This window comes from Micromonospora terminaliae (assembly GCF_009671205.1).
Lineage (GTDB): Bacteria > Actinomycetota > Actinomycetes > Mycobacteriales > Micromonosporaceae > Micromonospora > Micromonospora terminaliae.
Map to the genome: position 1 here is coordinate 4,181,089 of NZ_CP045309.1, position 23,579 is coordinate 4,204,667.

At 74.1% G+C, this 23,579-nt stretch carries 22 protein-coding genes; 5 read left to right on the plus strand and 17 right to left on the minus strand.

The genetic code is table 11. The features are described 5' to 3' along the window. Positions 1-36: 36 nt before the first annotated feature. Positions 37-1,215 (minus strand): zinc-dependent alcohol dehydrogenase, encoded by a 1,179-nt coding sequence (locus tag GCE86_RS19020; protein WP_154228211.1) that lies wholly within the window; start codon positions 1,213-1,215, stop codon positions 37-39. Further along, positions 1,212-1,853: an SRPBCC family protein gene (locus GCE86_RS19025; protein ID WP_154228212.1), complete on the minus strand. Its 642-nt coding sequence runs from the start codon at positions 1,851-1,853 to the stop codon at positions 1,212-1,214. The genes GCE86_RS19020 and GCE86_RS19025 overlap by 4 nt, the downstream gene beginning before the upstream one ends. A 140-nt stretch (positions 1,854-1,993) precedes the next feature. On the opposite strand from GCE86_RS19025, the gene GCE86_RS19030 reads away from it, so the two are divergent. After that, a complete protein-coding gene (locus tag GCE86_RS19030) occupies positions 1,994-3,100 on the plus strand; it encodes a glycosyltransferase family 2 protein (protein WP_239542882.1) in 1,107 nt (368 codons plus the stop codon). Positions 3,101-3,188: 88 nt separating this feature from the next. On the opposite strand, the gene GCE86_RS19035 is transcribed toward GCE86_RS19030, so the two are convergent. From GCE86_RS19035 to GCE86_RS19045, 3 genes are read right to left on the minus strand one after another with little or no spacing between them, the layout of a single operon-like run. Next, positions 3,189-3,839 carry a DUF3618 domain-containing protein gene (locus GCE86_RS19035; RefSeq protein WP_154228213.1) on the minus strand — a complete coding sequence of 217 codons (651 nt, stop codon included), beginning with the start codon at positions 3,837-3,839 and terminating at the stop codon, positions 3,189-3,191. Next, positions 3,836-4,300 carry a phage holin family protein gene (locus GCE86_RS19040; protein WP_154228214.1) on the minus strand — a complete coding sequence of 155 codons (465 nt, stop codon included), beginning with the start codon at positions 4,298-4,300 and terminating at the stop codon, positions 3,836-3,838. The genes GCE86_RS19035 and GCE86_RS19040 overlap by 4 nt, the downstream gene beginning before the upstream one ends. 31 nt (positions 4,301-4,331) lie before the next feature. Further along, positions 4,332-5,114 (minus strand): hypothetical protein, encoded by a 783-nt coding sequence (locus tag GCE86_RS19045; RefSeq protein WP_154228215.1) that lies wholly within the window; start codon positions 5,112-5,114, stop codon positions 4,332-4,334. Between the two features lie 198 nt (positions 5,115-5,312). Between GCE86_RS19045 and GCE86_RS19050 the strand changes: the two genes are divergently transcribed. Both GCE86_RS19050 and GCE86_RS19055 read left to right on the plus strand, forming a co-directional pair. Then, the gene (locus GCE86_RS19050) at positions 5,313-5,795 is read left to right on the plus strand and encodes a DUF4383 domain-containing protein (protein WP_154228216.1); all 483 of its coding nucleotides are present in this window, start codon (positions 5,313-5,315) and stop codon (positions 5,793-5,795) included. 124 nt (positions 5,796-5,919) lie between these two features. Next, positions 5,920-6,579, plus strand: coding sequence for a DUF6766 family protein (locus tag GCE86_RS19055; protein ID WP_154228217.1), 660 nt, complete (start codon positions 5,920-5,922; stop codon positions 6,577-6,579). Between the two features lie 9 nt (positions 6,580-6,588). Here GCE86_RS19055 and GCE86_RS19060 read toward each other — a convergent pair whose 3' ends face one another. The 11 genes from GCE86_RS19060 to GCE86_RS19110 all read right to left on the minus strand — a co-directional run bounded on the left by GCE86_RS19060 (position 6,589) and on the right by GCE86_RS19110 (position 19,580). Continuing rightward, positions 6,589-7,038 (minus strand): GNAT family N-acetyltransferase, encoded by a 450-nt coding sequence (locus GCE86_RS19060; protein ID WP_154228218.1) that lies wholly within the window; start codon positions 7,036-7,038, stop codon positions 6,589-6,591. Between the two features lie 70 nt (positions 7,039-7,108). Further along, positions 7,109-8,572, minus strand: coding sequence for a GTPase ObgE (gene obgE, locus GCE86_RS19065; RefSeq protein ID WP_154228219.1), 1,464 nt, complete (start codon positions 8,570-8,572; stop codon positions 7,109-7,111). Between the two features lie 88 nt (positions 8,573-8,660). Further along, the gene (rpmA, locus tag GCE86_RS19070) at positions 8,661-8,915 is read right to left on the minus strand and encodes a 50S ribosomal protein L27 (RefSeq protein WP_013288010.1); all 255 of its coding nucleotides are present in this window, start codon (positions 8,913-8,915) and stop codon (positions 8,661-8,663) included. 11 nt (positions 8,916-8,926) lie between these two features. Next, on the minus strand, positions 8,927-9,241 hold the full coding sequence (gene rplU / locus GCE86_RS19075) for a 50S ribosomal protein L21 (RefSeq protein ID WP_067312477.1): 315 nt from the start codon (positions 9,239-9,241) through the stop codon (positions 8,927-8,929). 187 nt (positions 9,242-9,428) lie between these two features. Continuing rightward, positions 9,429-9,902: a hypothetical protein gene (locus GCE86_RS19080; protein WP_154228220.1), complete on the minus strand. Its 474-nt coding sequence runs from the start codon at positions 9,900-9,902 to the stop codon at positions 9,429-9,431. Positions 9,903-10,019: 117 nt separating this feature from the next. After that, on the minus strand, positions 10,020-13,031 hold the full coding sequence (locus GCE86_RS19085; RefSeq protein WP_154228221.1) for an Rne/Rng family ribonuclease: 3,012 nt from the start codon (positions 13,029-13,031) through the stop codon (positions 10,020-10,022). A 131-nt stretch (positions 13,032-13,162) separates the two neighbouring features. Next, positions 13,163-13,858 carry a TIGR03936 family radical SAM-associated protein gene (locus GCE86_RS19090; protein WP_239542889.1) on the minus strand — a complete coding sequence of 232 codons (696 nt, stop codon included), beginning with the start codon at positions 13,856-13,858 and terminating at the stop codon, positions 13,163-13,165. A 269-nt stretch (positions 13,859-14,127) separates the two neighbouring features. Next, positions 14,128-15,486, minus strand: a complete 1,359-nt coding sequence (gene mycP, locus GCE86_RS19095; RefSeq protein ID WP_154228222.1) for a type VII secretion-associated serine protease mycosin — start codon at positions 15,484-15,486, stop codon at positions 14,128-14,130. A gap of 10 nt (positions 15,487-15,496) precedes the next feature. Continuing rightward, on the minus strand, positions 15,497-16,960 hold the full coding sequence (locus tag GCE86_RS19100) for a hypothetical protein (RefSeq protein WP_154228223.1): 1,464 nt from the start codon (positions 16,958-16,960) through the stop codon (positions 15,497-15,499). A 13-nt stretch (positions 16,961-16,973) separates the two neighbouring features. Further along, positions 16,974-17,414, minus strand: coding sequence for a hypothetical protein (locus GCE86_RS19105; protein ID WP_154228224.1), 441 nt, complete (start codon positions 17,412-17,414; stop codon positions 16,974-16,976). Between the two features lie 180 nt (positions 17,415-17,594). Then, complete coding sequence (locus tag GCE86_RS19110) at positions 17,595-19,580, minus strand: TIGR03960 family B12-binding radical SAM protein (protein WP_154228225.1); 1,986 nt, start codon at positions 19,578-19,580, stop codon at positions 17,595-17,597. A gap of 195 nt (positions 19,581-19,775) precedes the next feature. On the opposite strand from GCE86_RS19110, the gene GCE86_RS32150 reads away from it, so the two are divergent. After that, complete coding sequence (locus tag GCE86_RS32150; protein WP_154228226.1) at positions 19,776-21,302, plus strand: hypothetical protein; 1,527 nt, start codon at positions 19,776-19,778, stop codon at positions 21,300-21,302. Between the two features lie 88 nt (positions 21,303-21,390). Continuing rightward, positions 21,391-22,860 (plus strand): cryptochrome/photolyase family protein, encoded by a 1,470-nt coding sequence (locus tag GCE86_RS19120; protein ID WP_154228227.1) that lies wholly within the window; start codon positions 21,391-21,393, stop codon positions 22,858-22,860. Positions 22,861-22,864: 4 nt separating this feature from the next. Here GCE86_RS19120 and GCE86_RS19125 read toward each other — a convergent pair whose 3' ends face one another. Beyond that, complete coding sequence (locus tag GCE86_RS19125; protein ID WP_154228228.1) at positions 22,865-23,554, minus strand: lysophospholipid acyltransferase family protein; 690 nt, start codon at positions 23,552-23,554, stop codon at positions 22,865-22,867. Positions 23,555-23,579: the final 25 nt, after the last annotated feature.

Below are 23,579 nucleotides of genomic sequence, written 5' to 3' on the forward strand. Positions count from 1 at the left end.
TTCGAATCGACGCACGTCCCGGCGATCCCCGCCCGGTCAGGCCGCCTGCGGGTGCAGCACGGTGCGCAGGCAGCCCTCCTCCTTCTTCTGGAAGATCTCGTAGCCCCGGGCGCCCTGCTCCAGCGACATGGGGTGGGTGGCCAGGTAGCCGGGGTCGATCTCGCCGATCGCGATCCGGTCCAGCAGCATGGGGATGTAGCGCTGGGCGTGCATCTGCCCCATCCGCAGCACGAGCGCCTTGTTCATGGCCGCGCCGAGCGGGAACTTGTCCACCAGGCCGCCGTACACGCCGACGATGCTCACGGTGCCGCCCTTGCGGCACGCCATGATCGCCTGCCGGACCGAGGTGGGCCGGTCGCTCTGCAGCCGGGCGCTCTGCTTCGCCTTGTCGTACGCGTAGACCGGCCCGACGTCGTGGGCCTCCATGCCGACCGCCTCGATGCAGGCGTCCGGTCCGCGCCCGGCGGTCATCTCCCGCAGCGCCTCCAGCACGTCGGTCTCCGCGTAGTTGATCGTCTCGACGCCGAGCCGCTGCGCGGCCGTGGCCAGCCGCTCCGGCAGCCGGTCGATGACGATCACCCGCTCGGCGCCGAGGATCTGCGCGGACCGGGCGGCCATCTGGCCCACCCCGCCCGCGCCCCACACGGCCACCACCTCGCCGCCCTTCAGGCCGCAGAAGTCGGCGGCCATCCAGCCGGTCGGCATGGCGTCGGAGGCGAACACCACGGAGTCGTCCGGCACCCCGGCCGGCACGGTGAACGCGCCGACGTCGCCGAACGGCACCCGGATGTACTCCGCGTGGCTGCCCGAGTAGCCGCCGGCCGCGTGCGAGTAGCCGAGGATCCCGGCCGGCGAGTGCCCCCAGAGCTTCTCGGTGAAGACGGGCTGCGGGTTGGAGTTGTCGCAGAGCGAGTACTGCTCGGTGCGGCAGTACCAGCAGCCGCCGCAGGCCACCACGGAGCCGACCACCACCCGGTCGCCGACCTTGATCCGCTGCACGTCGGGGCCGGTTTCCACCACCTCGCCCATGAACTCGTGGCCGAGGATGTCCCCCTCCCGCATCGCCGGCAGGTACCCGTTGATCAGGTGCAGGTCGGAGCCGCACACGCTGCTGGCCCGCACCTTGACGATGATGTCGCCGCCCGACCGGATGGCCGGGTCCGGCACGTCGCGTACGGCCAGCCTGCCGACGCCCTCCCAGCACAGCGCCCTCACGGCCGGCCTCCCGCCATCAGCTTCTCCCGCACCCGGTCGGTCGCCTGCTCCTGCTTCGGGCTCCGCCCCGACGGGTCGTGCCGGGTGTCCAGCACCTGGCCGGTCTCGATGAGGGACTTGATCCGGCGCAGACCGCTGCGCAGCGCGACGTCCGGGTCGTCCCCGCCGGCCAGGCCGAGGGCCCGGCGCACCGGGCCGGACCGCCAGCGCAGCTCGGCGCGGATCTCGGTGCCCCGGTCCTGCGGCGCGGGCACCAGCTCGACCCGCCCCTGCTGGGCCACCGGCCCGTGGGTGACCCGCCAGCTCAGCCGGCCCGGGCCGTCGACGGTGATCTCGGCCCGCCACTCGGTGCCGCCTCCGGCCGGGTCGCTCGCCACGCAGCGCCACCGGTTGTCGCCGACCTGCTCCAGGGTCGCCCACTCGGCGAGCCCCCGGTCCAGCCGCTCCCGGTCGGTCCAGAAACCGATCACCGCCTCCACCGGCCGGTCCACGGTGATCCCCCGGTGGACGACGTACCAGCCGTCCACCCGGTCGGGTTGGTGCCGGCGGCGGCGCCGGGCCACCACCCGGCCGACCCCGAGCGCGGTCACCGTGGCGGCGCCGGCCAGCGCCCACCTCGTCGCGTTGCTGCTGCTCATCACGTCTCCTCCACCGGGGCGCCTCGGACCACCCGCATTCCGGTGCGCTACCCGGCCCGGAGGCGTCGAAACGGTGAAACCGTTTGATCACCGAAATTTCGGGCACGCTGCCGGCCCCGCCAGACCGAGAGGGGCGCCCCGTGGCCATCGATCCGAGCCAGTCCGACCGGCGCCGTCCGGCCGCGGCCGAGCAGGCGGTCTTCCGCCGCGGGACCGGCGCGGCCTCCGCGCCGGACCGGCTCCCGCTGGCGTACGTCCTGCCGCTGCCCGCGGAGGCCGACGCCGACGAGCTCACCGAATACCTGCGCGACCTGAGCCGGTGGGTGGACGTGATCGTCGTGGACGGGTCGCCGCCCGAGCGGTTCGCCCGGCACGCGGCCGCGTGGCGGGGGCTGGTGCGGCACGTCCCGCCCGATCCCGCCCTGCGCGGGCGCAACCGCCGGGCGCTCGGCGTGCTGACCGGCGTCGCCCTGGCCCGCCACGAGCACGTGGTGATCGCCGGTGACGACGTCCGCTACGACCTGGCGGGGCTCCGCGCCGTGCACGGGCTGCTGGACCGGGTGGACCTGGTCCGGCCGCAGCACCATGTCGCACCGCTGCCCTGGCCCGCCTGGCGGGACACCGGCGGGACGCTGCTGCGCCGGGCGCTCGGCGGGGACTCGGCGGGCACGCTCGCGGTGCGCCGGAGCACCTTCCTGGCCATGGGCGGCTACGACCCGGACGTGCTCGCCGGGAACCTGGAGCTGGTCCGGACGGTCCGCGCCTACGGCGGGGCCACGGCGAACCCGGCCTGGCTCTACGTCCGCCGGCTCCCGCCGGCCGCGGGGCGGCCGGTCGAGCCGGCGTACGACGAGCCGGCCCGGCCGGGGTGGCTGCTGGCCGCGCTGGCGGTGCTGCCGGCGGCGGCCGCGCTCGCCGCCCGCCGGCCGGGGCTGCTGCTGCACGCCGGTGTGGCGACGGTGGCCCTGGCGGAGCTCGGCCGGCGACGGGCGGGCGGAGCCCGGGTCTTCCCGGCGCACACCACGCTCGCGGCGCCGCTCTGGCTGCTGGGCCGCGGGGCCGGCGCCTGGTTCGCCGTGGGCCGGCGGCTGCGCGGCGGCGCGCCCGCCGGGCCGGCCGGTCAGGCCGCGCACTCCGTCCGGGCGCTGCGCCGGCGGCACACCGAACGCCGGCCCGACGACCTGGTGCTCTGGGTGGAGACCGGCGCCGCGCCGGCACCGGTCCGGGCGGACCGGCTGCCGCACTGAGCCGGGGAGCCCGCACACGACAGCTCGCGGCCACTCCCCGGCGTGCTGCCGGGAGTGGCCGCGAGCTGCGGCGTACGGATGCCGGCGGTCAGTACCGCACCTGGTCGCGGGACTGCTGCGCAGTGTCCTTGACGTCCTGCGCGGCCGACTTGGTGTCGTCCTTGACCGCGTGCACGGCGTCCTGGGCGGTGGCCTTCACCGACTCGGTGGCGTGCTGCGCGGGCTCCCGCAGCTCCTCCTTCAGCTCGCCGGCGACCTCGGTGAGCTTCTCCTTCACCACGCCGCCGTGCTCGGCCGCCTTCTCCTTGACCTGCGCGGCGACCTGCTGCTCGCGGCGGGTGGCCGGGATCAGCGAGGAGACCAGCATGCCGACGCCGAAGGCGATCACGCCGGCGGCGATCGGGTTGCCCTCGGACTTCTCCCGCAGCACCTGCGGCGCCCGCTGGGCGGCGTCGCCGACGGTGGAGGCGGCGGCGTGCGCCTTGTCGCCGACCGTGGACGCCGCCGAGGAGGCGTGGTCGCCCACCGAGTGGGCGGCGTGGCCGGTGCTGTGGCCGAGGTCCGATGCGGTTCCCATCACCTTGTCCTTCACATTCGTCAGCGCGCTGCGAACGCGCTGCTTGCGGTCGTCGACGATGCGGCTCGGGCTGACCTTGTACGCCAGGGCGTCCACGTCCGAGCTCAGGTTGGTGCGCGTGGCTTCGATCTCGCGGCGGATCTGGTCGGGATCGGTGCTCATCGGTTGACTCCCTCCGGGTGCGGCTTGAGCGCGTCGGGGATGCGCTGCACGCTGTCGTTGGTCTGCTTGAGGCCGCGGATCCGCTCGGCGTTCTTCTTGCCCATCGAGTAGAGGACCGCGGCGACCACGGCCCAGATCACGGCCACGATCAGCGCGGCCAGGCCCGAATCCATCACGTTGTCGAGGAACTGCCAGATCGCGATGGAGACGAAGAGCGCCACCATGTAGCCGCCGAAGCCGGCGCCGCCGAAGAGGCCGGCGGCCTTGCCCGCCTTCTTCCCCTCCTGGCGGATCTCGGCCTTGGCCAGCTCGACCTCCTGGCGCATCAGCGTGGAGAGGTCCGTGGTCACCTGGCGCATCAGCTCGCCGATGGAGCTGCTCCGGACCTCGTCCGCGGTGTGCTGCGCGCCCGGCGCGGTGTAGCCGGAGTCCAGTCCGGACCCCTGCGTCGGCATGCTCATGCCGTCGCCTCCCTTCTGCCGGTCAGGCCGTTCACGGACGGTTGACGCCGCTCGACGGCACGCCCGGCAGCGGGTCGGTCCGGCTCGGCGGGGGCAGCGGCTGGCCGGTGCCACCCTCCGGGTCGGCCCAGGTGTTCGGGGCGCCGCCACCCGGGTAGGTCGCGCCCGGCGCGGAGTAACCCGGGTCCGGCTCGGCGTACGTGCCGGGGGTCGGGTCGAGGTAGCCGCCCGGCGGCACCTGCTCCGGCACCGCCCGCGAGGTCGGGATGACCGCGGTCCGGTCCGGGTCGTACGACGGCTGCACGCCGTTGCCGTCGCCGATGGCCGCGATGTTGCGGGTCAGCCGGCCGGCCACCACGCCCAGGAGGGCGGCGCCGACCAGGAAGGTGCCCGGGTTGCGGCGGGCGTAGTTCTTCACCTCGTTGAGGAGGTCGCCCGGCTCGCGCTGCTCCAGCCAGCCGGCCACGCCGTGCACGCGGTCGGCGGCCTGGTGGGCCAGTTCGGTGACCGGGCCCGCGCTGCCGCCGTTCTGCGCCATCGAGCGCATCTCGTCGGCCAGCGAGCGCAGCCCGCTCGCCGCGCGCTGCTGCTGCTGGCTGGTCTGGGCGGTGACCTGGTTGCGGGCCTCGCCGTAGAGGTTGCGGGCCTGGCGCTTGGCCTCGCCCACCACCTCCTGGCCCTGCTCCTTGGCGGTCTGCGCGACAGCGCCGCCCGCGTTGGCGGCCTCGTTGCCGACCTGGCGGGCCTGGTCACGGACCCCACCACCGTTGGTCGACTCGTACGTGCCGGAGGAGGATGGCAGATCGTAAGTCATGATGTCCCTTCCGCTCGGAACTCGTAGCGGTTGTGCTCGGGGGATCACGCCGGCGTTGCTGCCGGCGTGTCGGAATCCCTACCCCCGGTGGCCGGGTCCATGCCTGATTCGTCATTTCTCTGCGGAGCTGCCCCGCGCCGGTCACACAATGGAGGGTCTGCCCGCCCGGGCGGCGGTGAGCTCACGGAGGTGACAGCGATGGCACGTGACGTGCGCGGACGCGCCGCGGCCCGGTCCCGGCCGCCGATCCAGAAGGTCGCCCTCGCGGTGGCCGCCGTCTTCGTGCTGATCGGTGTGCTCGGCTTCGTCCCCGGCTTCACCACCCACTACGGCGACCTGAGGTTCGCCGGCCACCACTCCGAGGCCAAGCTGATCGGCCTGTTCCAGGTGTCGATCCTGCACAACCTGCTGCACCTGCTCTTCGGCCTGGCCGGCCTCGTGCTGGCCCGCCGGGTCGCCGGGGCGCGGCTGTTCCTGGCCGGTGGCGGCGCCGCCTACCTGGGCCTCTGGCTGTACGGCTTCGGCATCGACCGGGAGACCGCCGCGAACTTCGTGCCGTTCAACGACGCCGACAACTGGCTGCACCTCTTCCTCGGCTTCGGCATGCTGGCGCTGGGTCTGCTGCTCAACAACCAGGTGGGCACCGGCGGGCGGCTGGACAGCCCCCTCGACCGGCCCTGACCAGCACCGTCACCCGTTCGAGCGGCGTCGGCCGCGACACACCGGGCCCGCGTTTGCCCGCTCCGCGCCTGGGGCACCAGGACCACCACGGGGAGTGACCCCGGTGGGACGAGGAGGTCCGGCGATGCCACGGTGGTTGCGGGACAACGCGCTCACGGTCGCCATGCTCGGCGCGTTCGCGATCTTTTTGGTGTTACAGAGCGTGTTCGGCTGGCACGTGCACAACGAGGAGCTGGCCGAGAACGGCGCCGCGCCGCTGAGCTGGTGGGCGTACCTGGGCACCGGGCACTTCGCCGAGGCCGTCTTCGAGAACTGGGAGTCGGAGTTCCTCCAGATGGGCGGCTACGTGCTGCTCACCGCGTACCTGGTGCAGAGGGGCTCGGCCGAGTCGAAGCCGGAGGGCCAGACGGACCGGCCCGAGGACGACCCGCGGCACGCGAAGCCGGACTCCCCGTGGCCGGTGCGGGCCGGCGGCCTGCCGCTGGTGGTCTACCGGAACAGCCTCTCCATCGCACTGCTCATGATCTTCGCGGGCTCGTTCCTGGGGCACCTGTTCGGCGGCGTGGCCGCCTACAACGAGGAGCAGGCACTGCAGAGCGGGGCCGCCCCGATCGGCGCCTGGCAGTTCCTCGGCACCAGCGACTTCTGGTTCCAGTCGATGCAGAACTGGCAGAGCGAGTTCCTCGCCGTGGGCGTGCTCATCCTGCTCAGCATCGTGCTGCGCCAGCACGCCAGCCCCGAGTCCAAGCCGGTCACCGCGGCACACGCCGAGACCGGCGCGTAGGGGCCGGCCTCAGGCGGCGACCGGGAGCCGCTTGGCGAAGCAGACGCTGTACGGGTTGTCGACGTACTCGCCGTACACCGGGATCGGCTGGTAGCCGCAGGACCGGTAGAGGCCGATGGCGGCCGGGAGGTAGGTGCCGGTCTCCAGGCAGACGGTGGTGTGCCCCTGCCGGAACGCCAGCTCCTCCAGGGCGGCCAGCAGCTGCCGGGCGATGCCCCGCCCCCGGTACGCCGGGCGGACGTACATCCGCTTCAGCTCGCCGGTGTCGGCGTCGAGCGCCTGGAGGCCGCCGCAGGCGACCGCCCGGCCACCCTCGACCACCGCCAGGTAGCGGATGTCGTCGTGGGTGACCGTGGCCTGCCCGTCCAGGCCGCCGTCGGCCTCGCGCAGCTCGCGCTGCTGGGCGACGACCAGGGCGGCGATCTCGGGATCGGTGGCGGGACGGGATTCGATCAGCATCCCGTCACGGTAGGTCGACCGGATTTCACGGAGGTTTCCGGCCAACGTCCCGAACACGGATGGAGCGGAACTAGTCCCAGTCCTCGTCGTCGGCGTCGTCCTGCGGGGCGGCCGCCTCCAGCTCGTCCTCCGGGCGCACCCGGCGCGCCTTGCGGGCGGCCAGCCGCTCGGCGGCGGAGGCCCGGGCCGACTTGTCCTCCAACCGGACGTCGGTGCCCCGGTTGCCGGGGACGAAGTCGACCCCGGCGTAGAGGGTCGGCTGCCAGTCGAACTCCCGGTCGCCGATCCGGACCAGGTCGCCCGCCTGCGCGCCGGCCTTGGCCAGCTTCTCCTCCACGCCGAGCCGGGCCAGCCGGTCGGCCAGGTAGCCCACGGCCTCGTCGTTGTCGAAGTTGGTCTGCTTGACCCAGCGCTCCGGGCGGTTGCCCCGGACGGTGAAGGACCCGTCCTCCTCGGCCTCGATGGTGAAGCCGGTGTCGTCGACCGCCCTGGGGCGGAGCACGATCCGGGTCGGCTCGGCCGGCGGCGCGGCGCGGCGCGACTCGTCGACCAGCTCGGCCATCGCGTACGTCAGCTCCCGCAGCCCCTCACGGGTGGCCGTGGAGACGTCGAACACCCGGAAGCCGCGGGCCTCCAGGTCGGGCCGGACGATGTCGGCGAGGTCCCGTCCGTCCGGCACGTCGATCTTGTTGAGCGCCACGAGTCGGGGGCGGTCGGCCAGACCGCCGTACTGCGACAGCTCGGACTCGATGGCGTCGATGTCGGCGAGCGGGTCCCGGCCCGGCTCCAGCGTCGCCGTGTCGACCACGTGCACCAGCACGGCGCACCGCTCGACGTGGCGGAGGAACTCCAGGCCCAGGCCCCTGCCGGTGGCCGCGCCCGGGATGAGCCCCGGCACGTCGGCGACCGTGAAGGTGTGGTTGTCCACCCGGACGACGCCCAGGTTGGGCACGAGCGTGGTGAACGGGTAGTCGGCGATCTTCGGCTTGGCCGCGGAGATCACCGAGATCAGCGAGGACTTGCCCGCCGACGGGAAGCCCACCAGGCCGACGTCGGCGACGCTCTTCAGCTCCAGCACCACGTCGAGCCGGTCGCCGGGCTCACCCAGCTCGGCGAAGCCGGGAGCCTTGCGCCGGGCGTTGGCCAGCGAGGCGTTGCCCCGGCCGCCGCGGCCGCCCCGGGCCGCCTCGAAGGTCGTGCCCACACCCACCAGGTCGGCCAGCACCTCACCGTCGAGGGTCTGCACCACGGTGCCGTTCGGCACCTTGATGACCAGGTCGCGGCCGTTGGCCCCGTCCCGGTTCGAGCCGGCGCCGCCCTTGCCGTTCTCGGCCTTCATGTGCGGCCGGAAGTGGAAGTCGAGCAGCGTGGTCACCTGCGGGTCGACGACCAGCGAGACGCTGCCGCCGTGGCCGCCGTTGCCGCCGTCGGGGCCGCCGAAGGGCTTGAACTTCTCCCGGTGGATGGAGACACAGCCGTGCCCGCCGTCGCCGGCCTGCATGTGCAGGACGACCCGGTCAACGAACGTCGTCACGACGCAATCCTTCCAGCGGGCACGCCCGCGCGTGAGAAAAGACGAAGCGGGCCGGGACACGAGGTCCGCGGCCCGCTTCGCCGGAAAACTACTGCTGCGGCACGATGCTGACGGTCTTGCGACCGCGCTTGGTGCCGAACTGGACCGAGCCGGCGGCCAGCGCGAACAGCGTGTCGTCGCCGCCACGGCCGACCAGGTCACCGGGGTGGAACTTGGTGCCACGCTGACGGATGAGGATCTCACCCGCGCTGACGACCTGACCACCGAAGCGCTTCACGCCGAGCCGCTGGGCCGCGGAGTCGCGACCGTTACGCGAGCTGGACGCACCCTTTTTGTGAGCCATTGGAGGACGACCTACTTCCCGCTGGAGATGCCGGTCACCTTGACCTGGGTCAGCGGCTGGCGGTGACCCTGGCGCTTGTGGTAGCCGGTCTTGTTCTTGAACTTGTGGATCCGGATCTTCGGGCCCTTGGTGTGCGCGGCGATCTCGCCGGACACCGCGACCTTGGCAAGCTTCGCCGCGTCGGTCACCAGGTCGTCACCGTCGACGAGGAGCACCGCGGTGAGCTTCACCGCGTCACCGGGGGCACCGGTGAGCTTCTCGACCTCGATCACGTCGCCCTCGGCGACCTTGTACTGCTTGCCGCCGGTCTTGACGATCGCGTACATCGGAGGCGGACTCCCTGTCGTTGAGGCTGCTGGCGTCTTCACCCACCGTTACCGGTCGGTCGTTCCCACGGCGTCTCGCCGGGAGCCGTGACACCGGCGGCGCGGGCACGCGGGAACTCGGCACACCAAAGTGCGCCGCAGGCAAGCGTACGCCATACCCGGCCCGCCACCCAAACCGGGCCGCCCGTCAGGCCGGACAGAGCTCGTCGAGCCGCCCCTGGAGGCGGTCGAACTCCGCCTCGTCGATCGCCTGCACGTCGGTGCCGAGCCCGCCCACCTCGGTGGCCAGGTCCGCCAGCAGCGTACGCAGCCGCGGGTCGGTCGCCTGCCCGGACTGCTCCCGCAGCGTGTCCCGCCAGCCCGCGAGGGCCGTCTCCGCGTCCTTCCGGGCGGCGTCCGCGGTCTTACGGTCACCGCGGCCCGTGGCGCGCAGCATCTCGGCCAGCTTGAACACGTACGTCTGCACGGCGGCGGAGCCGGCCTGCTTCGCACGCGCGCAGACACCCGGGTCCCCGGTGGCCGTCGGGGCCGGTGTGGCCGCCGTGGGCGGTGGGGCCGGTGAGGCAAAGCCCACCGCGAAGGGGTCCTCGCCCCGGTCGGCGCAGCCCGCGCCGGCCAGCAGGACCCCGGTCAGCGCGGTGACCACGAACACCCGACGCATGTCTCCTCCCTCCGGAGCCGGCCGTCCCGACCGGGGGTCGACGGAGACGGCAGGGCCCCTGCCCCGGACTCTGTTGCCGGTGCAGGGGCCCTGTCAAACGCCGTGCAGGTCAGCGGCTCACGGCCGGGTACGCCGCCGGGCGCCGCCACGCCGGGAACGCCGGCGGGCCGTGCCGTTCTCGGCGCCCTCCTCGTCCCCGTCCCCGATGGCGTCCGGGTCGTCCGCGGCGGCCAGCCGGGCCGAGTCGCCCTGCTGGCTGTCCGCCACCGCCGGGGCGGCCGCCGTGTCCGCCTCGTACCGGGACAGGTCGTAGCCCTGGGTGTCGAAGTAGTCGTCGGTGCTGTCGACCACCTCGGCGACGGCCTTCTCCGGCGCGGCCGGGGTGGGCTGCTCCGCGGCCTCCGCGGCGGGCTTCTCGGCGGCGCCCTTGCGGCCCCGGCGCCGGCCCTTCTCCTCGGTGGCGGGGCTGGTGACGGCCGAGGCCACGGCCTTGACCTTCTCCCCCGCGCCGCCGCGCGGCTTCTCCGGCACCGGCTCGGTGTGGATGATGACGCCCCGGCCCTTGCAGCACTCGCAGGTCTCGCTGAACGCCTCCAGCAGGCCCGCGCCGATCCGCTTGCGCGTCATCTGCACCAGGCCGAGCGAGGTGATCTCGGTGACCTGGTGCTTGGTGCGGTCCCGGCCGAGGCATTCGGTGAGGCGGCGCAGCACCAGCTCCCGGTTCGACTCCAGCACCATGTCGATGAAGTCGATCACCACGATGCCGCCGAGGTCGCGCAGCCGGAGCTGGCGCACGATCTCCTCGGCCGCCTCCAGGTTGTTCCGGGTGACCGTCTCCTCCAGGTTGCCCCCGGAGCCCGTGTACTTGCCGGTGTTGACGTCGATGACGGTCATCGCCTCGGTCCGGTCGATCACCAGCGAGCCGCCGGAGGGCAGGAAGACCTTCCGGTCCAGGCCCTTGAGGATCTGCTCGTCGATCCGGTACTCGGCGAAGACGTCGGTGGTGCCGGCGTGCCGGCGCAGCCGGGCCACCAGGTCCGGCGAGACGTGCGACAGGTAGGACTCGACCAGGTCGTACGCCGGCTCGCCCTCGATGACCAGCTCGCGGAAGTCCTCGTTGAACAGGTCCCGGACCACCCGGATCACCAGGTCGGGCTCCTCGTAGAGCAGCACCGGGGCGCCGCCCTCGGCCGCCTTGGCCTGGATCTCCTCCCACTGCGCCTGGAGCCGCTTGACGTCCCGGGCCAGCTCGTCCTCGCTGGCGCCCTCGGCGGCCGTCCGGACGATCACGCCGGCGCCGTCCGGCACCAGCTTCTTGAGGATGTCCCGCAGCCGCTTGCGCTCGGTGTCCGGCAGCTTGCGGCTGATGCCGGAGGCGTTGCCGTTCGGCACGTACACCAGGTGCCGGCCGGACAGCGCGATGTGGCTGGTCAACCGGGCGCCCTTGTGCCCGATCGGGTCCTTGGTGACCTGCACCAGCACCGAGTCGCCGGACCGGAGCGCCTGCTCGATCGAGCGGGCCCGGCCCTCCAGGCCGGTGGTGTCCCAGTTGACCTCACCGGCGTAGAGCACCGCGTTGCGGCCGCGCCCGATGTCGACGAAGGCCGCCTCCATGCTGGGCAGCACGTTCTGGACCTTGCCCAGGTAGACGTTGCCGGCCATGGTGCCGGACGAGTTGCGGGTCACGTAGTGCTCGACCAGCACGCCGTCCTCGAGGACCGCGATCTGGGTGCGGTCGCCCCGCTGCCGGACGGCCATCACCCGGTCGACCGCCTCCCGGCGGGCCAGGAACTCCGACTCGCTGAGGATCGGCGGGCGGGTACGCCGCTGCTCGCGACCGTCCCGGCGGCGCTGCCGCTTGGCCTCCAGCCGGGTCGAGCCCGAGACACCCTGCACCTCGTCGACGGCCCGGCGCGGCTCGCGGATCTTGACGACGGTGGGGACGCCGTCCTCGGCGGCGGTCTCCGCCTCGCCCGCGCCCCGGCGGCGGCGACGACGGCGGCGACGGGTCATCCCCTCGCCCTCGCCCTCGGCCTCCTCCTCGTCCTCGCTCTCCTCGGCCTCGGCCTCGGCGGACTCGGCCCGGACGGCCTCCTCGGCCTCCTCCTCCTCGGCCTCCTCGACGCCCCGGCCACGGCCCCGGCCCCGGCGGCCCCGACGACGGCGGCGGCGAATGGCCGCCTCGTCCTCGTCCTCCTCCGCCTCGGCGACCTCGTCGGTCTCGGCGGTGGGCTCCTCCTCGGCCTCGACCTCGACCGGCTCGGGCTCGCGGCGGCCGCGCCGGCGGCGCCGGCCGGTCTCCGCCGGCTCCTCGACCGGCTCCTCAGCGACCGGGTAGGTGACCCGGACGACCGGGGCCTCCTCGGGCTGCGGGGGCATGAACAGGACGGTGGGCGCGGAGAGTGCCGCGCGGCGCCGGCGGCCGGTCGGCGCGGGCTCCTCGGCCGGCTCCTCGACCGGACCCGGCACCGCGGCGCCCGGCGACACCTCACCGGTCCGGTCCTCCGGCCCCCCGGCCCGGGCCAGGACCGACTCGTCGGCGCGCCGATCGTCGGGGGTCGGCTCCTCCTCGGCGTCCTCACCGACCGCGTCCTCGTCCTCACCCTCGGCGGTCGCCGGGGGCTCCGAAGCGGCGGGCGCGGCGGGCGGCTCGGTGTCGGCCTGCGGCTCGGCGATCGCGTGCGGCTCGGCGGCCTCGGCGGGCGCCTCCTCCGCGGCGGCCTCCACCGGCGGCGGGGTGCTCTTGCGGCGGCGGGTGCGGGTCACCTTGACCGGCGGCACCACCTCGTCCGAGGCGGCCTCCACCCCGGCCGCGGCCACCGGCTCCTCGACCGCCTTGGCAGGGGTCGCCTTGCGCCGCCGCCGGGTCTTCGGCGCGGCCTCCAACTCCCCGGCGATCGGGGCGAACACCTCGGCCTGCGGCGACTCGCCGCTGCCGGTGACCGCGGTCGGCGCCTCGGCCGGCGCGTCGGTCTGCTCCGGCTGGTTCAGCGGGGCGGCCTTGCGGCGGCTGGCCCGCTTGCGGGCCGGCGGCTTGACCTCGGCGGTGCTGTCGGTGCTGCTGGCGGCGGTTGCCTCGGCCGGCTCCGCGCCGGTCCGTTCGCCGCCCTCGGGCTCGTTCTCGAGCATGGACGTTCTCCAGTTCTGGCTGCCCCGGGCGCGGGTGAGCGCTGCCACGCAGGGTCGCCGCAAAAGGTGTTTCCGCCGGGCGCGCAGGTGCGCGACCGCCGAAGTCTGCCTGCCAGAACGCTGACCGTCGGTCAGCGCTCTCCGATGGCTGCCCCGTCGCGATCCGCGTCCAACGGATCGACGATCTCGCCCTGCGCGGTCAGCGTGCCCTGTGCCAGCCGGATCACCCTCGGGGAGACCGGCGGCTCCAGGTCGGCCACCACGCGGAGGCCGGAAAGGACGTCATCGGGTCGTACGGAGGGGGTGACCTGCCGCACGACCAGTTCGAGTATCGCACACGGTACGGCCGTCGCCCCGGAAGGCGTCTCGGACGGCGGCAGCGCATCGATCGACATGACGGCGGCGCGGGCGTCGAAGGTGCGCCGCCCCTGCTTGGTCATCCGCTCGACCTGGATCTCCCCGGCGGCGGTGAACGCGCTCACGGCCCGCTCCAGCACGGCCGGGTCGACCTCGGGCAGCTCGATCCGCCACCGGGAGGCCTCGATCCGGTCGGCCAGGCTGCCGCCGGTGGCCTCCACGGCGTCCAGCACGTCCAGCCCGGGCGACAGGGCGGCGTCCAGGGCTGCCCGCAGCTGCGCCGGGTCGACCGGCTCGCGCAGGCCGATCTCCAGGTACTCCGCCTCGCTGGCCACACCGGTCGGCGCGGCGGAGGCGTACGAGATCTTCGGGTGCGGGGTGAAACCCTGGGAGAAGGCGATCGGTACGCCGGCCCGGCGCAGCGCGCGCTCGAAGGCCCGGGCGAAGTCCCGGTGCGAGGTGAACCGCAGCGGTCCACGCTTGGCGTACCGGATCCGGACCCGCTGGACGACCGGCGCCTGGCCGCCCTCGGGTTGAGGCTTTCTGGCGATCGTGAGCTCCTCGGCTGTGCCTGCGTGTCGGTTCCATCCTGGCGCAGCGGCCGCCACGGCCCGCAGCCGGGGCGGCGGAAGCGGCCGGACGAACCGGTGGGAACCGGTCAGCGAGGAATTCCCGCCCCGGCGCGGAGACGACGGTGGCCGGCCGGCGACACCCAGGTCGCCCGGCCGGCCACCACCCGTCAGGTCCGGTTCCCGCCCGGCGGCGGGTACGTCCCCGGCGGCGGCGGGACGTGGCCGGGCGGCGGGGCGTAGGGGTTGGGACCCGGCGGGACCGGGCCACCGGGCGGTGCGTGGTACCCGGCCGGCACGGGTGGGTAGCCGCCCCCGGGGCCCTGGTCGAGCAGGTCGTCCGGGACCGCGGCGGCCCGGGCCGCCTCCCGGCGGTAGCGGCGCCGGTTCCAGATCAGGAAGACCACCAGCGCCACCAGCACCAGCAGCACCACGGCGATGCCGATGCCGATGACCATGACCTGCTGGTCGCTGGGGCCGCCCCGGTCGCCGTACTTCGTCACGTCGAAGTCGTCGTCCTCGGCCGCCTGCGGCGGGGCCGGGCTGGCCGCGGCCGGTTCCAGCAGCGGGTTCGCCGAGACCGCCGGCACCCGGGCGGTCAGCGCCGCCACCGGGTCGATCCGGCCGAAGCCGAACTGCGGGTCGCGGCCGGGCGGGCCGGCGTCCCGGGCGGTGCGGATGATCCGGTTGATCACGTCGGGCGCGGAGAGGTCCGGGTATTTCGACCGGATCAGCGCCGCGACGCCGGAGACGATCGCGGTGGCGTCGGAGGTGCCGTCACCCCAGCCGTAGCCGTGGTCCCGGCCGGCGTTGTAGATGCTGTCGCCGGGAGCGGCCACCACGGCCTCGGGCCCCTGGGCCGAGCCGGACCAGAACCGCCCGCCCCGGGTGGTGCCCGTCACCGCGATCACCCCCGGGACGTTGGCCGGGCTGGTCACGTCGACCTCGCCCTTGGCGGTGTTGCCCGCCGCGGCCACCAGCACCACGTCCCGGTCCAGGGCGTACCTGATCGCGGACTCCTCGTCGTCGGAGGCCACGCCCACACCGCCGTAGGACAGGTTGATCACCTTGGCGCCGCCGTCGACGGCCATCCGGATGCCCTGGGCCGAGGCCGCATCACTGATCTGACCCTTGCCCGGCTTCGTCTTGATCGGCAGGATCCGCGCGCCGGGCGCGATGCCGGTCACCCCGTCCGAGCCGGCGTTCTTCGACGCGATGATGCCGGCCATGTGGGTGCCGTGGCCCTCCACGTCGGAGCGTCCGTCGCCGGGGGCGCCGTAGCTGCGGCCGCCGGGGAGCACCTGGCCGGCCAGCTCCGGGTGGGTGGCGTCGACGCCGCTGTCCACCACGGCGACGGTCACCCCGCGCCCGGTGGACAGCTTGTGCGCCTGATCGATCCGCAGCTCGTCCAGGTACCACTGCTCGGCCCGTCGCGGCGCGGCGGCCGCCGGTTGGGCGACCCCCAGCACCATGAGCCCGGCCACCAGGCCGGCCGCGACCGGCCGGAGCTTGCCCACGTGCAACCTCATCCGTCCGTCCTCAGCGCAGGATGCCCGGGGACGCGGCGTCACCGCTGCCCCACGGATCGTCGTCCTCAGTCAACCACGACGAGTGCTCGCTCCCGGCGCCACCGTGCCCGGCGCCACCGTGCCCGCCCATCATGCCGCCGCCCATCATGCCGGCGCCGCCGCGCAGGCCGCCCGCACCCGCACCCGCGCCAGCCGCGTTGCGCAACGCGCTGGCCGCACTGGTCATCGGGGGCACCTTGCCGTTGCCGCCGCCGACCATGCCGGGGATGCCGCCCATGCCGATCCCGCCGGCCGCGCCGAGACCGCCGCCACCGATGCCGCCGGCGGAGCCGAGACCCGCACCGCCGCCACCCGCACCGCCGAGCCCCGCCGAGCCGACGCCGCCACCGAGACCGCCGGTGCCGCCGTAGCCACCACCGATGCCGCTCGGCCCGCCGGCGCCGGCGAGGCCGCTGCCGTACTCGTGGTCGCCGGTCCCGACGCCCGGGTAGCCGGCGCCGGTCGACGGCGGGGTGTAGGTGCCGGCGCCACCGCCGCTGCCGCCGCCGAAGTCGGGGCCACCGGTGGTGGGCGGAGGCGTCAGCGATCCGCCGCCGCCGGAGAAGGAGCCCCCGCCGCCGCCGATGCCGCTGCTGCCGAGGCCCGGCGCGCCGCCACCGAAGCCGCCGCCCGCGCCCCCGGCGCCGACGCCGCCGCCACCGCCGCCCGGCAGGCCGGACGGCGGCTTGCGGTCGTCGGGACGGTAGTCGTCGGAGCCGGTCTGCGGGGTTGGCACGACCAGTTTGGGACGCTCGGTCTCCACCGCGGCGGGCAGCGGCGACATCGCCGAGTTGGCCGCCTGCTGGTTGTCGCGGTACCAGTTGTCCAGGTGCGACTTGGTGTCCCACCAGCCGCCGCGCTTGTTGTCGTCGGCGTTGCCGTCGACCTTCATCGTCGCCTCGAGGTCGTCGGCCTTGTCGCGGAACGCGCCGTCGGCGTACGAGGCGGGGTTGCTCTGGTAGTCCTTGCGCAGGGCGGCCAGGAAGCCCGAGGCGCTCTCGCCGTCGCGCGCGTCGTCGAGCTCGGTGCCGTTGGGCAGGCTCCACTCGTTCCAGCCGAAGTCGTCCATGAGCGGGATCGGGATGCTCGCCACCGACTTGCGGATGTCACCCTCGATCCGCGACAGCGCCCCGCTGACGTTGCTGGCGTGGGTGATGAGCTCCTCGATCTCCTTGCCGATGTCGCCGAGGTGCTCGCGGTACGCGTCGCCGCCGCTGCCCTTCCACCCGCTGAGCAGGCCGGGCAGGCCGCCGCTGTGCGGGCGCTCCTGGCCGGGCGCGATCGGGCCGACGAAGGACCGCCCGACGAGCGCGTCGCGCAGGTAGCCCAGGCCGGTGGAGAGGTTGCTCCACCCGACCCCGACCGAGCCGACCGTCTCCGGGTCCGCCGACAGCGTCACCTCGCGGACGCACCGCTCCCAGGTTCCTCCAGCCATGACCTTCTCCCCCTCAGGCCGTGTACGGGTAGGTGGGCTGCTCGCCCGTCGCCGGCGGCGGGGCGGCGGACTCCAGCATCCGCTCGATCTCCTTGCCGTTGGCGGCGTTGCGGGCCTCGGTGTCGCGGAACGCCTTGGCGATGTCCTCGGTGCCCTGCTTCAGGGTGGCGAGCTTGGTGGAGAGCGCCTTGAGGTGGGCCTCCATGTTCGCCGTCGACTTCGTGAGCGCCTGCCACTGCATGCGAGCGTCCTCGTACGCGCCGAACGGCGTGCCGTTGGGCACCGTCTGCGCGTTGTTGCTGTCGCCCTTCATCCGCTCCTTGATGCGTTCCATCTCGTAGCTGATGGTGTCGTCGACGTACTGCTTGAGGCGCTCGACGTAGTCCGCCGCGGCGTCCAGGTCCTCGACGCTGACGTGCAGATCGCCGGTGTCCGGCGGCCTGATGTCACCCATGCTGCTGCCCTCCCCGCTGCCGGCGCACGGCCGGTCCAATACGGACGCAGCGTATCGAGAGACCGCCAGTCGGGGCACCCCCACCCCGTGTGACGGGACATCGACGGACGCGAAGTCCCGGAATGTGACGGAGCGCGGAACCCCCGTGGGGATTCCGCGCTCCGATGTGGTTCGGCGGTGCTACTGCTGGGCGCCGGTGGGCAGCTTCAGCCCGTTGACCGGGGTCAGCGGCAGCAGCTTCCGGCCGGTCGGGCCGATCTGGATCTCGGTGTCCATGGACGGGCAGACGCCGCAGTCGAAGCAGGGCGTCCAGCGGCAGTCGTCCTGCTCGTACTCGGCGAGCGAGTCCTGCCAGTCCTGCCAGAGCCAGTCCTTGTCCAGGCCCGAGTCCAGGTGGTCCCAGGGCAGGACCTCCAGCTCGTCACGCTCGCGGGTGGTGAACCAGTCGAGGTCCACCCCGAACGACGGGAGCACCTCGGCCGCCGCGTCCACCCAGCGCTGGTAGGAGAAGTGCTCGCTCCAGCCGTCGAACCGGCCGCCGTTCTCCCAGACCCGGCGGATCACCGCGCCGACCCGGCGGTCGCCCCGGGACAGCAGGCCCTCGATCAGCGACGGCTCGCCGTCGTGGTAACGGAAGCCGATGGCCCGGCCCAGCGAGCGGTCGCTGTTGATCGCCTGCTTGAGCAGCCTCAGCCGGCCGTCGATGACCTCCGGGCGCTCCATGGCGGCCCACTGGAACGGGGTGTGCGGCTTCGGCACGAAGCCACCGATCGAGACGGTGCAGCGGATGTCCTTCGATCCGGTCGCCGCGCGGCCGGCCCGGATGACCTCGTGCGCCATGTCGGCGATCTCGAGGACGTCGTCGTCGGTCTCGGTGGGCAGGCCGCACATGAAGTAGAGCTTCACCTGCCGCCAGCCGTTGGTGTACGCCGTCACGACGGTGCGGATCAGGTCTTCCTTCGACACCATCTTGTTGATGACCTTGCGGATCCGCTCCGACCCGCCCTCGGGGGCGAAGGTCAGGCCGGTCCGCCGGCCGTTGCGCGACAGCTCCTGCGCCAGGTCGATGTTGAAGGCGTCCACCCGGGTCGACGGCAGCGAGAGCGACACGTTGGTGCCCGCGTACTGCTCGGCGAGGCCGGAGCACATGTCGCCGATCTCGGAGTGGTCGGCCGACGACAGCGACAGCAGGCCCACCTCGTGGAAGCCGGAGAACTCCAGCCCCTGCTGCACCATCTGGCCGACCGTGGTGATCGAGCGCTCCCGCACCGGACGGGTGATCATGCCGGCCTGGCAGAACCGGCAGCCGCGGGTGCACCCGCGGAAGATCTCCACCGCGTACCGCTCGTGGACCGTCTCGGCCAGCGGCACGAGGGGCTTCTTCGGGTACGGCCAGGCGTCCAGGTCCATGGTCGTGCGCTTGTGCACCCGGAACGGCACGTCCGGGCGGTTCGGCACGACCCGCTGGATCCGGCCGTCCGGCAGGTAGTCCACGTCGTAGAAGCGCGGCACGTAGACGCTCTCGGTGCGGGCCAGCCGCAGCAGCAGCTCGTCCCGGCCGCCCGGGCAGCCCTCGGCCTTCCAGTCCCGGACGATCGCCGTGATCTCCAGCACCGCCTCCTCGCCGTCGCCGAGCACGGCGGCGTCGACGAAGTCGGCGATGGGCTCCGGGTTGAACGCGGCGTGCCCGCCGGCCACGATCACCGGGTCGGCGTCGGCGCGGTCGGCCGCGAGCAGCGGGATGCCGGCCAGGTCGATCGCGGTGAGCAGGTTGGTGTAGCCCAGCTCGGTGGAGAAGGAGACACCGAACACGTCGAAGTCGCGCACCGAGCGGTGGGCGTCGACGGTGAACTGCGGCACGCCGTGGGCGCGCATCAGCTTCTCCAGGTCCGGCCAGACCGCGTACGTCCGCTCGGCGAGCACGTCGGGCAGCTCGTTGAGCACCTCGTAGAGGATCTGCACACCCTGGTTGGGCAGACCCACCTCGTACGCGTCGGGGTACATCAGCGCCCACCGGACGCTCGCCGCGTCCCAGTCCTTGACCACGGCGCCGAGCTCGCCACCCACGTACTGGATGGGCTTGGTCACCTGGGGCAGCAGCGGCTCCAGCCGCGGCCAGACCGAATTGGCCGCGACCGGGCGCGGCGTCGTCGACGGGGCACTCATGATGCCCAAGGGTACGCGGTCCCCCGCCACGCCCACCCCCACCTGCACCCCCGGTCTGGTTGATCAAGAAGTTCGCGTCGGGATCGGCGCGGATTCCGACGCAGACCTCTTGATCGACGGGTGGGTCGGGCGGGATTCGGCGGGGGTGGCGGGACGGTACTAACCTCGCTACGGGCGCGAGAGGAGATTGCCGCGATGTCGCAGCCGCAGCCGGGGGCGGACCGGCCGGCCGACGGGGGCACGCCGGCCACCGGCCGGACCGGGGATCCGGTGGTCGCCGGACCGCCCGCCGACGGTCCGCCGCGAGCCGACGCCGCGCTCCCGAGCACCACGGAGGCGCCGTCCGCGCCGGAGCCCGCGCCGTCCGCCACACCGGACGCCGAGGCCCGGCCCGCCGCACCCGATCCGCAGCCGGCCGCACCGGCCGAGGCCGCCCGAGAGGACGAGCAGGCCGCGCAGGCCGAGGCCGCGGACGCGGAGGCCGCCCCGCAGGACGAACCCGACGCGCCGGATGCCGACGCCGACACCGCCGAGCAGGCCCGGCCCGCGGACCCCGACCCCACCCCGGTCGCGCCGGCCGCCGCCCGCGGTTCCGCCGCCGTGCCCGGCCCGCCCCGCGCCGCCGGCTCCGCCCGGGTCACGCCCCGCCCCGACCCCACCCGCGTGGAGCACCGCCCGGATGCCACCCGGGTCGAGACCCCGGCCGAGCCCCCCGCGCCGCGCTGGAGCGGTTCCGCGGCGGTTCCGCCCCCGCCGCCGCGCAAGCGCGCCTGGGGCGAGTCGGCCGAGCCCACGCCGGTGCCGCCGGCCGACTCGCCGGAGCACCAGGTCCCGGTGGACCCGTGGGCGGGCGTGGACACGACCGGTTGGGACCTGCACTCCGCCGACTTCCCGGCGCTGCCGCCGACGCTGCCCTACACGTCGCCGTACCCGGTGCCGCACCCGCCGCCCGCGCACGTCCCGCACCGACCCGCCCCGCCGGTGGCCGCCGCGCCGCCGGTCAGCCCGCCACCGGTCGGCCCGCCACCGGTCGCTCCGAACCTGCCGGTGACCCGGCCGGTCCCGCCGCCCGCGCCGCCGAAGCAGCGCCGCGGGAAGAAGAACCCGCCACCGGTGACCGCGCCGCCGGGGTGGGAGCCGCCCAAGGGGTACGTGGCCGTGCCGGTCCGCCGCCGGCGCCGCTGGCCGTGGGTGCTGCTGCTCAGCGTCGCCTGCTGCTGCGGCGTGCCGCTCTGGTGGGCCCAGCCGCTCTCCGCCCAGTACCCGGCGACCGCCAGCCTGCCCGACCAGCTCGGCTCGCTGCGGCTGCGCCAGGACGACCGCAGCCAGGCCGCCGCCGCGGAGCTGAAGCAGCAGGTACGCCAGGCGCACCTGCTCGCCGAGGACACCTTCGCCGGCATCTACACGACGAGCGACGGCAAGCGGGTGACCCTGTTCGGCGGCACCGGTTTCCGGCTCAGCCCGGAGTCGGACGCCAGGGCCGAGCTGGACCGCCTCGCCGACCGGTACGCGCTCGAACCCTCGGTGGCGGTGGACACCGGTGTCCGGGGCCGGTACGAGCGCTGCGCGGTGGGCCGGTCCGACGGCGACGCGGTGGTCGTATGCACCTCGGTCGACCACGGCAGCCTGGCCACCGGTGTCTTCACCCGACTGTCCGTCGAGGACAGCGGCCGGCTGCTGAACGACCTGCGGCAGCAGGTGGTGACTCCCGAGCAGTCCTGAGCGATCGTCACCGTTCGCAACGTATCGAACACGTAAAGGTTCCGTCTTCCTCCCGGGTCGGATCGGTCCGAGGGGTGACAATCAGGACATGTCGCGGCGTTGGCTCTTCGCTGACCAGCTGGGGCCGCACTTCCTCGACGAGCGGACGCAGCCGGTTCTCCTCATCGAGTCCAAGGCGGTCTTCCGGCGGCGGGTCTACCACCGGCAGAAGGCCCACCTCATCCTCTCCGCGCTCCGGCACCGCGCCGCCGAGCTGGGCGACCAGGCGATCTTCCTGCGCGGCGAGACGTACCGGCAGGCGCTCAAGCAGGTCCGGGAGCCGCTGGAGGTGTGCCACCCCACCTCGCGGCGGGCCCTGGAGTTCGTCCGGAACCTGGACGGGGTCACGGTGCTGCCGGCCCGCGGCTACGTGACCAGCATGGCCGACTTCGCCGACTGGGCCGACGTCCGGCGCGGCGCGCTGCGGATGGAGGCGTTCTACCGGTTCGCCCGGGAGCACCACGGGGTGCTGCTGGACGGCCGCGAGCCGGCCGGCGGCCGGTGGAGCTTCGACGCCGGGAACCGCGAGCCGCCACCGAGGGACGGCCGGCTCGGCGTCCCGGCCCCGTCGATGCCGAAGGAGGACGACATCGACGCGGAGGTCCGGGCCGACCTGGACCGCTGGGCGCGGGAGGGCATCCGGTTCGCCGGGCGGGACGGTCCCCGCCGCTTCCCGGCCACCGTCGGCGAGGCCCGCTCCCGGCTGCGGCACTTCCTCCGGCACCGGCTCGCCGCCTCCGGCCGGTACGAGGAGGCCATGCTCTCCACCGACCCGTGGCTGGCGCACAGCGTCCTGTCGTCCTCGTTCAACCTGGGCCTGCTGGACCCGCTGGCGGCGGTCCGGGGCGCCGAGCGGGCGTACCGGCGGCAGGAGGCGCCGCTGGCCGCGGTGGAGGGCTTCGTCCGGCAGGTGCTGGGCTGGCGGGACTACATCTGGCACACCTACTGGTACTTCGAGCGGGGCTGGCGGGACAGCAACGCGCTGGGCGCCCGGGGGTCCCTGCCGAGCTGGTGGCGCGACCTGGACACGGAGGCGGTCGACGCGCGCTGCCTCGCCGACGTGCTCACCGGCGTCCGGGACCGGGGCTGGGTGCACCACGTCCCCCGGCTCATGGTGCTCGGCAACTACGCCCTCCAGCGCGGCTGGCGGCCGTCGGAGCTGGTCGAGTGGTTCCACAGCCGGTTCGTGGACGGCTACGAGTGGGTGCTGACCGGCAACGTGGTCGGCCTGAGCCAGTACGCCGACCTGGGCCGGATGACCACGAAGCCGTACGTGGCCGGTGGCGCGTACATCAACCGGATGAGCGACTACTGCGGCGGCTGCCGCTACGACCCGCGCCAGCGGCTCGGCACGGACGCCTGCCCGTTCACCGCCGGCTACTGGGCGTTCCTGGCCGGCAACCGCGGCCGGATCCCGGCCAGCGCCCGGATGACCCGGGCCATGGCGCAGCTGGCGCTCCTCGGGGACCTGGACGCGGTGGTCGCACAGGAGCGGCGGCGCGGCAACGACCCGCCGTGACGCCTCAGGCGGTCGGGTCGGCGGTGGGCTCGGCGCGCTTGGGGGCGTACCGCGGCACGTACTCCTGGCCCGTGAGCTTCTGGATCTCGGCCATCATCTCGTCGGTCATCTCCCGCAGCGACGTGCGGTCGTCCGAGCGGCCGGTGAAGTCCAGCGGCTTGCCGAACCGGATGGTGATCTTTGCCCGGCCCGGGCGGGGCACCCGCGTGCCGATGGGCTGCGCCTTGTCGGTGCCGGTCACGCCCACCGGGATGATCGGCACGCCGGCCGCCACGGCCAGCCGGGCCGCGCCGGTCCGCCCCCGGTAGAGCCGGCCGTCGGGAGAGCGGGTGCCCTCCGGGTAGACGGCCACCAGGTCGCCGGCCTTGAGCACCGGGATGGCCGCGTCGAACGCGGACAGCGCCGCCCGGCCGCCGGCCCGCTCGACCGGGATGGCGCCCAGCCCGGTGAGCACGAACTTCGAGAACGCGCCCTTCACGCCGGTGCCGTTGAAGTACTCCGACTTGGCCCAGAAGGCCAGGTGCCGGGGCACCACCGTGCCGAGCAGCAGCTCGTCGGCCACCGAGAGGTGGTTGCCCGCGAAGATCGCGCCGCCGGTCGCCGGGATGTGCTCCAACCCCTCCACGTGCGGACGGAAGGCCAACCGCAGCGTGGGCGCCACGGTGAGCTTGCCGATGGTGTAGAGCAGGGGCACGGGTCCTCCGGCGGTCGTACGTGAA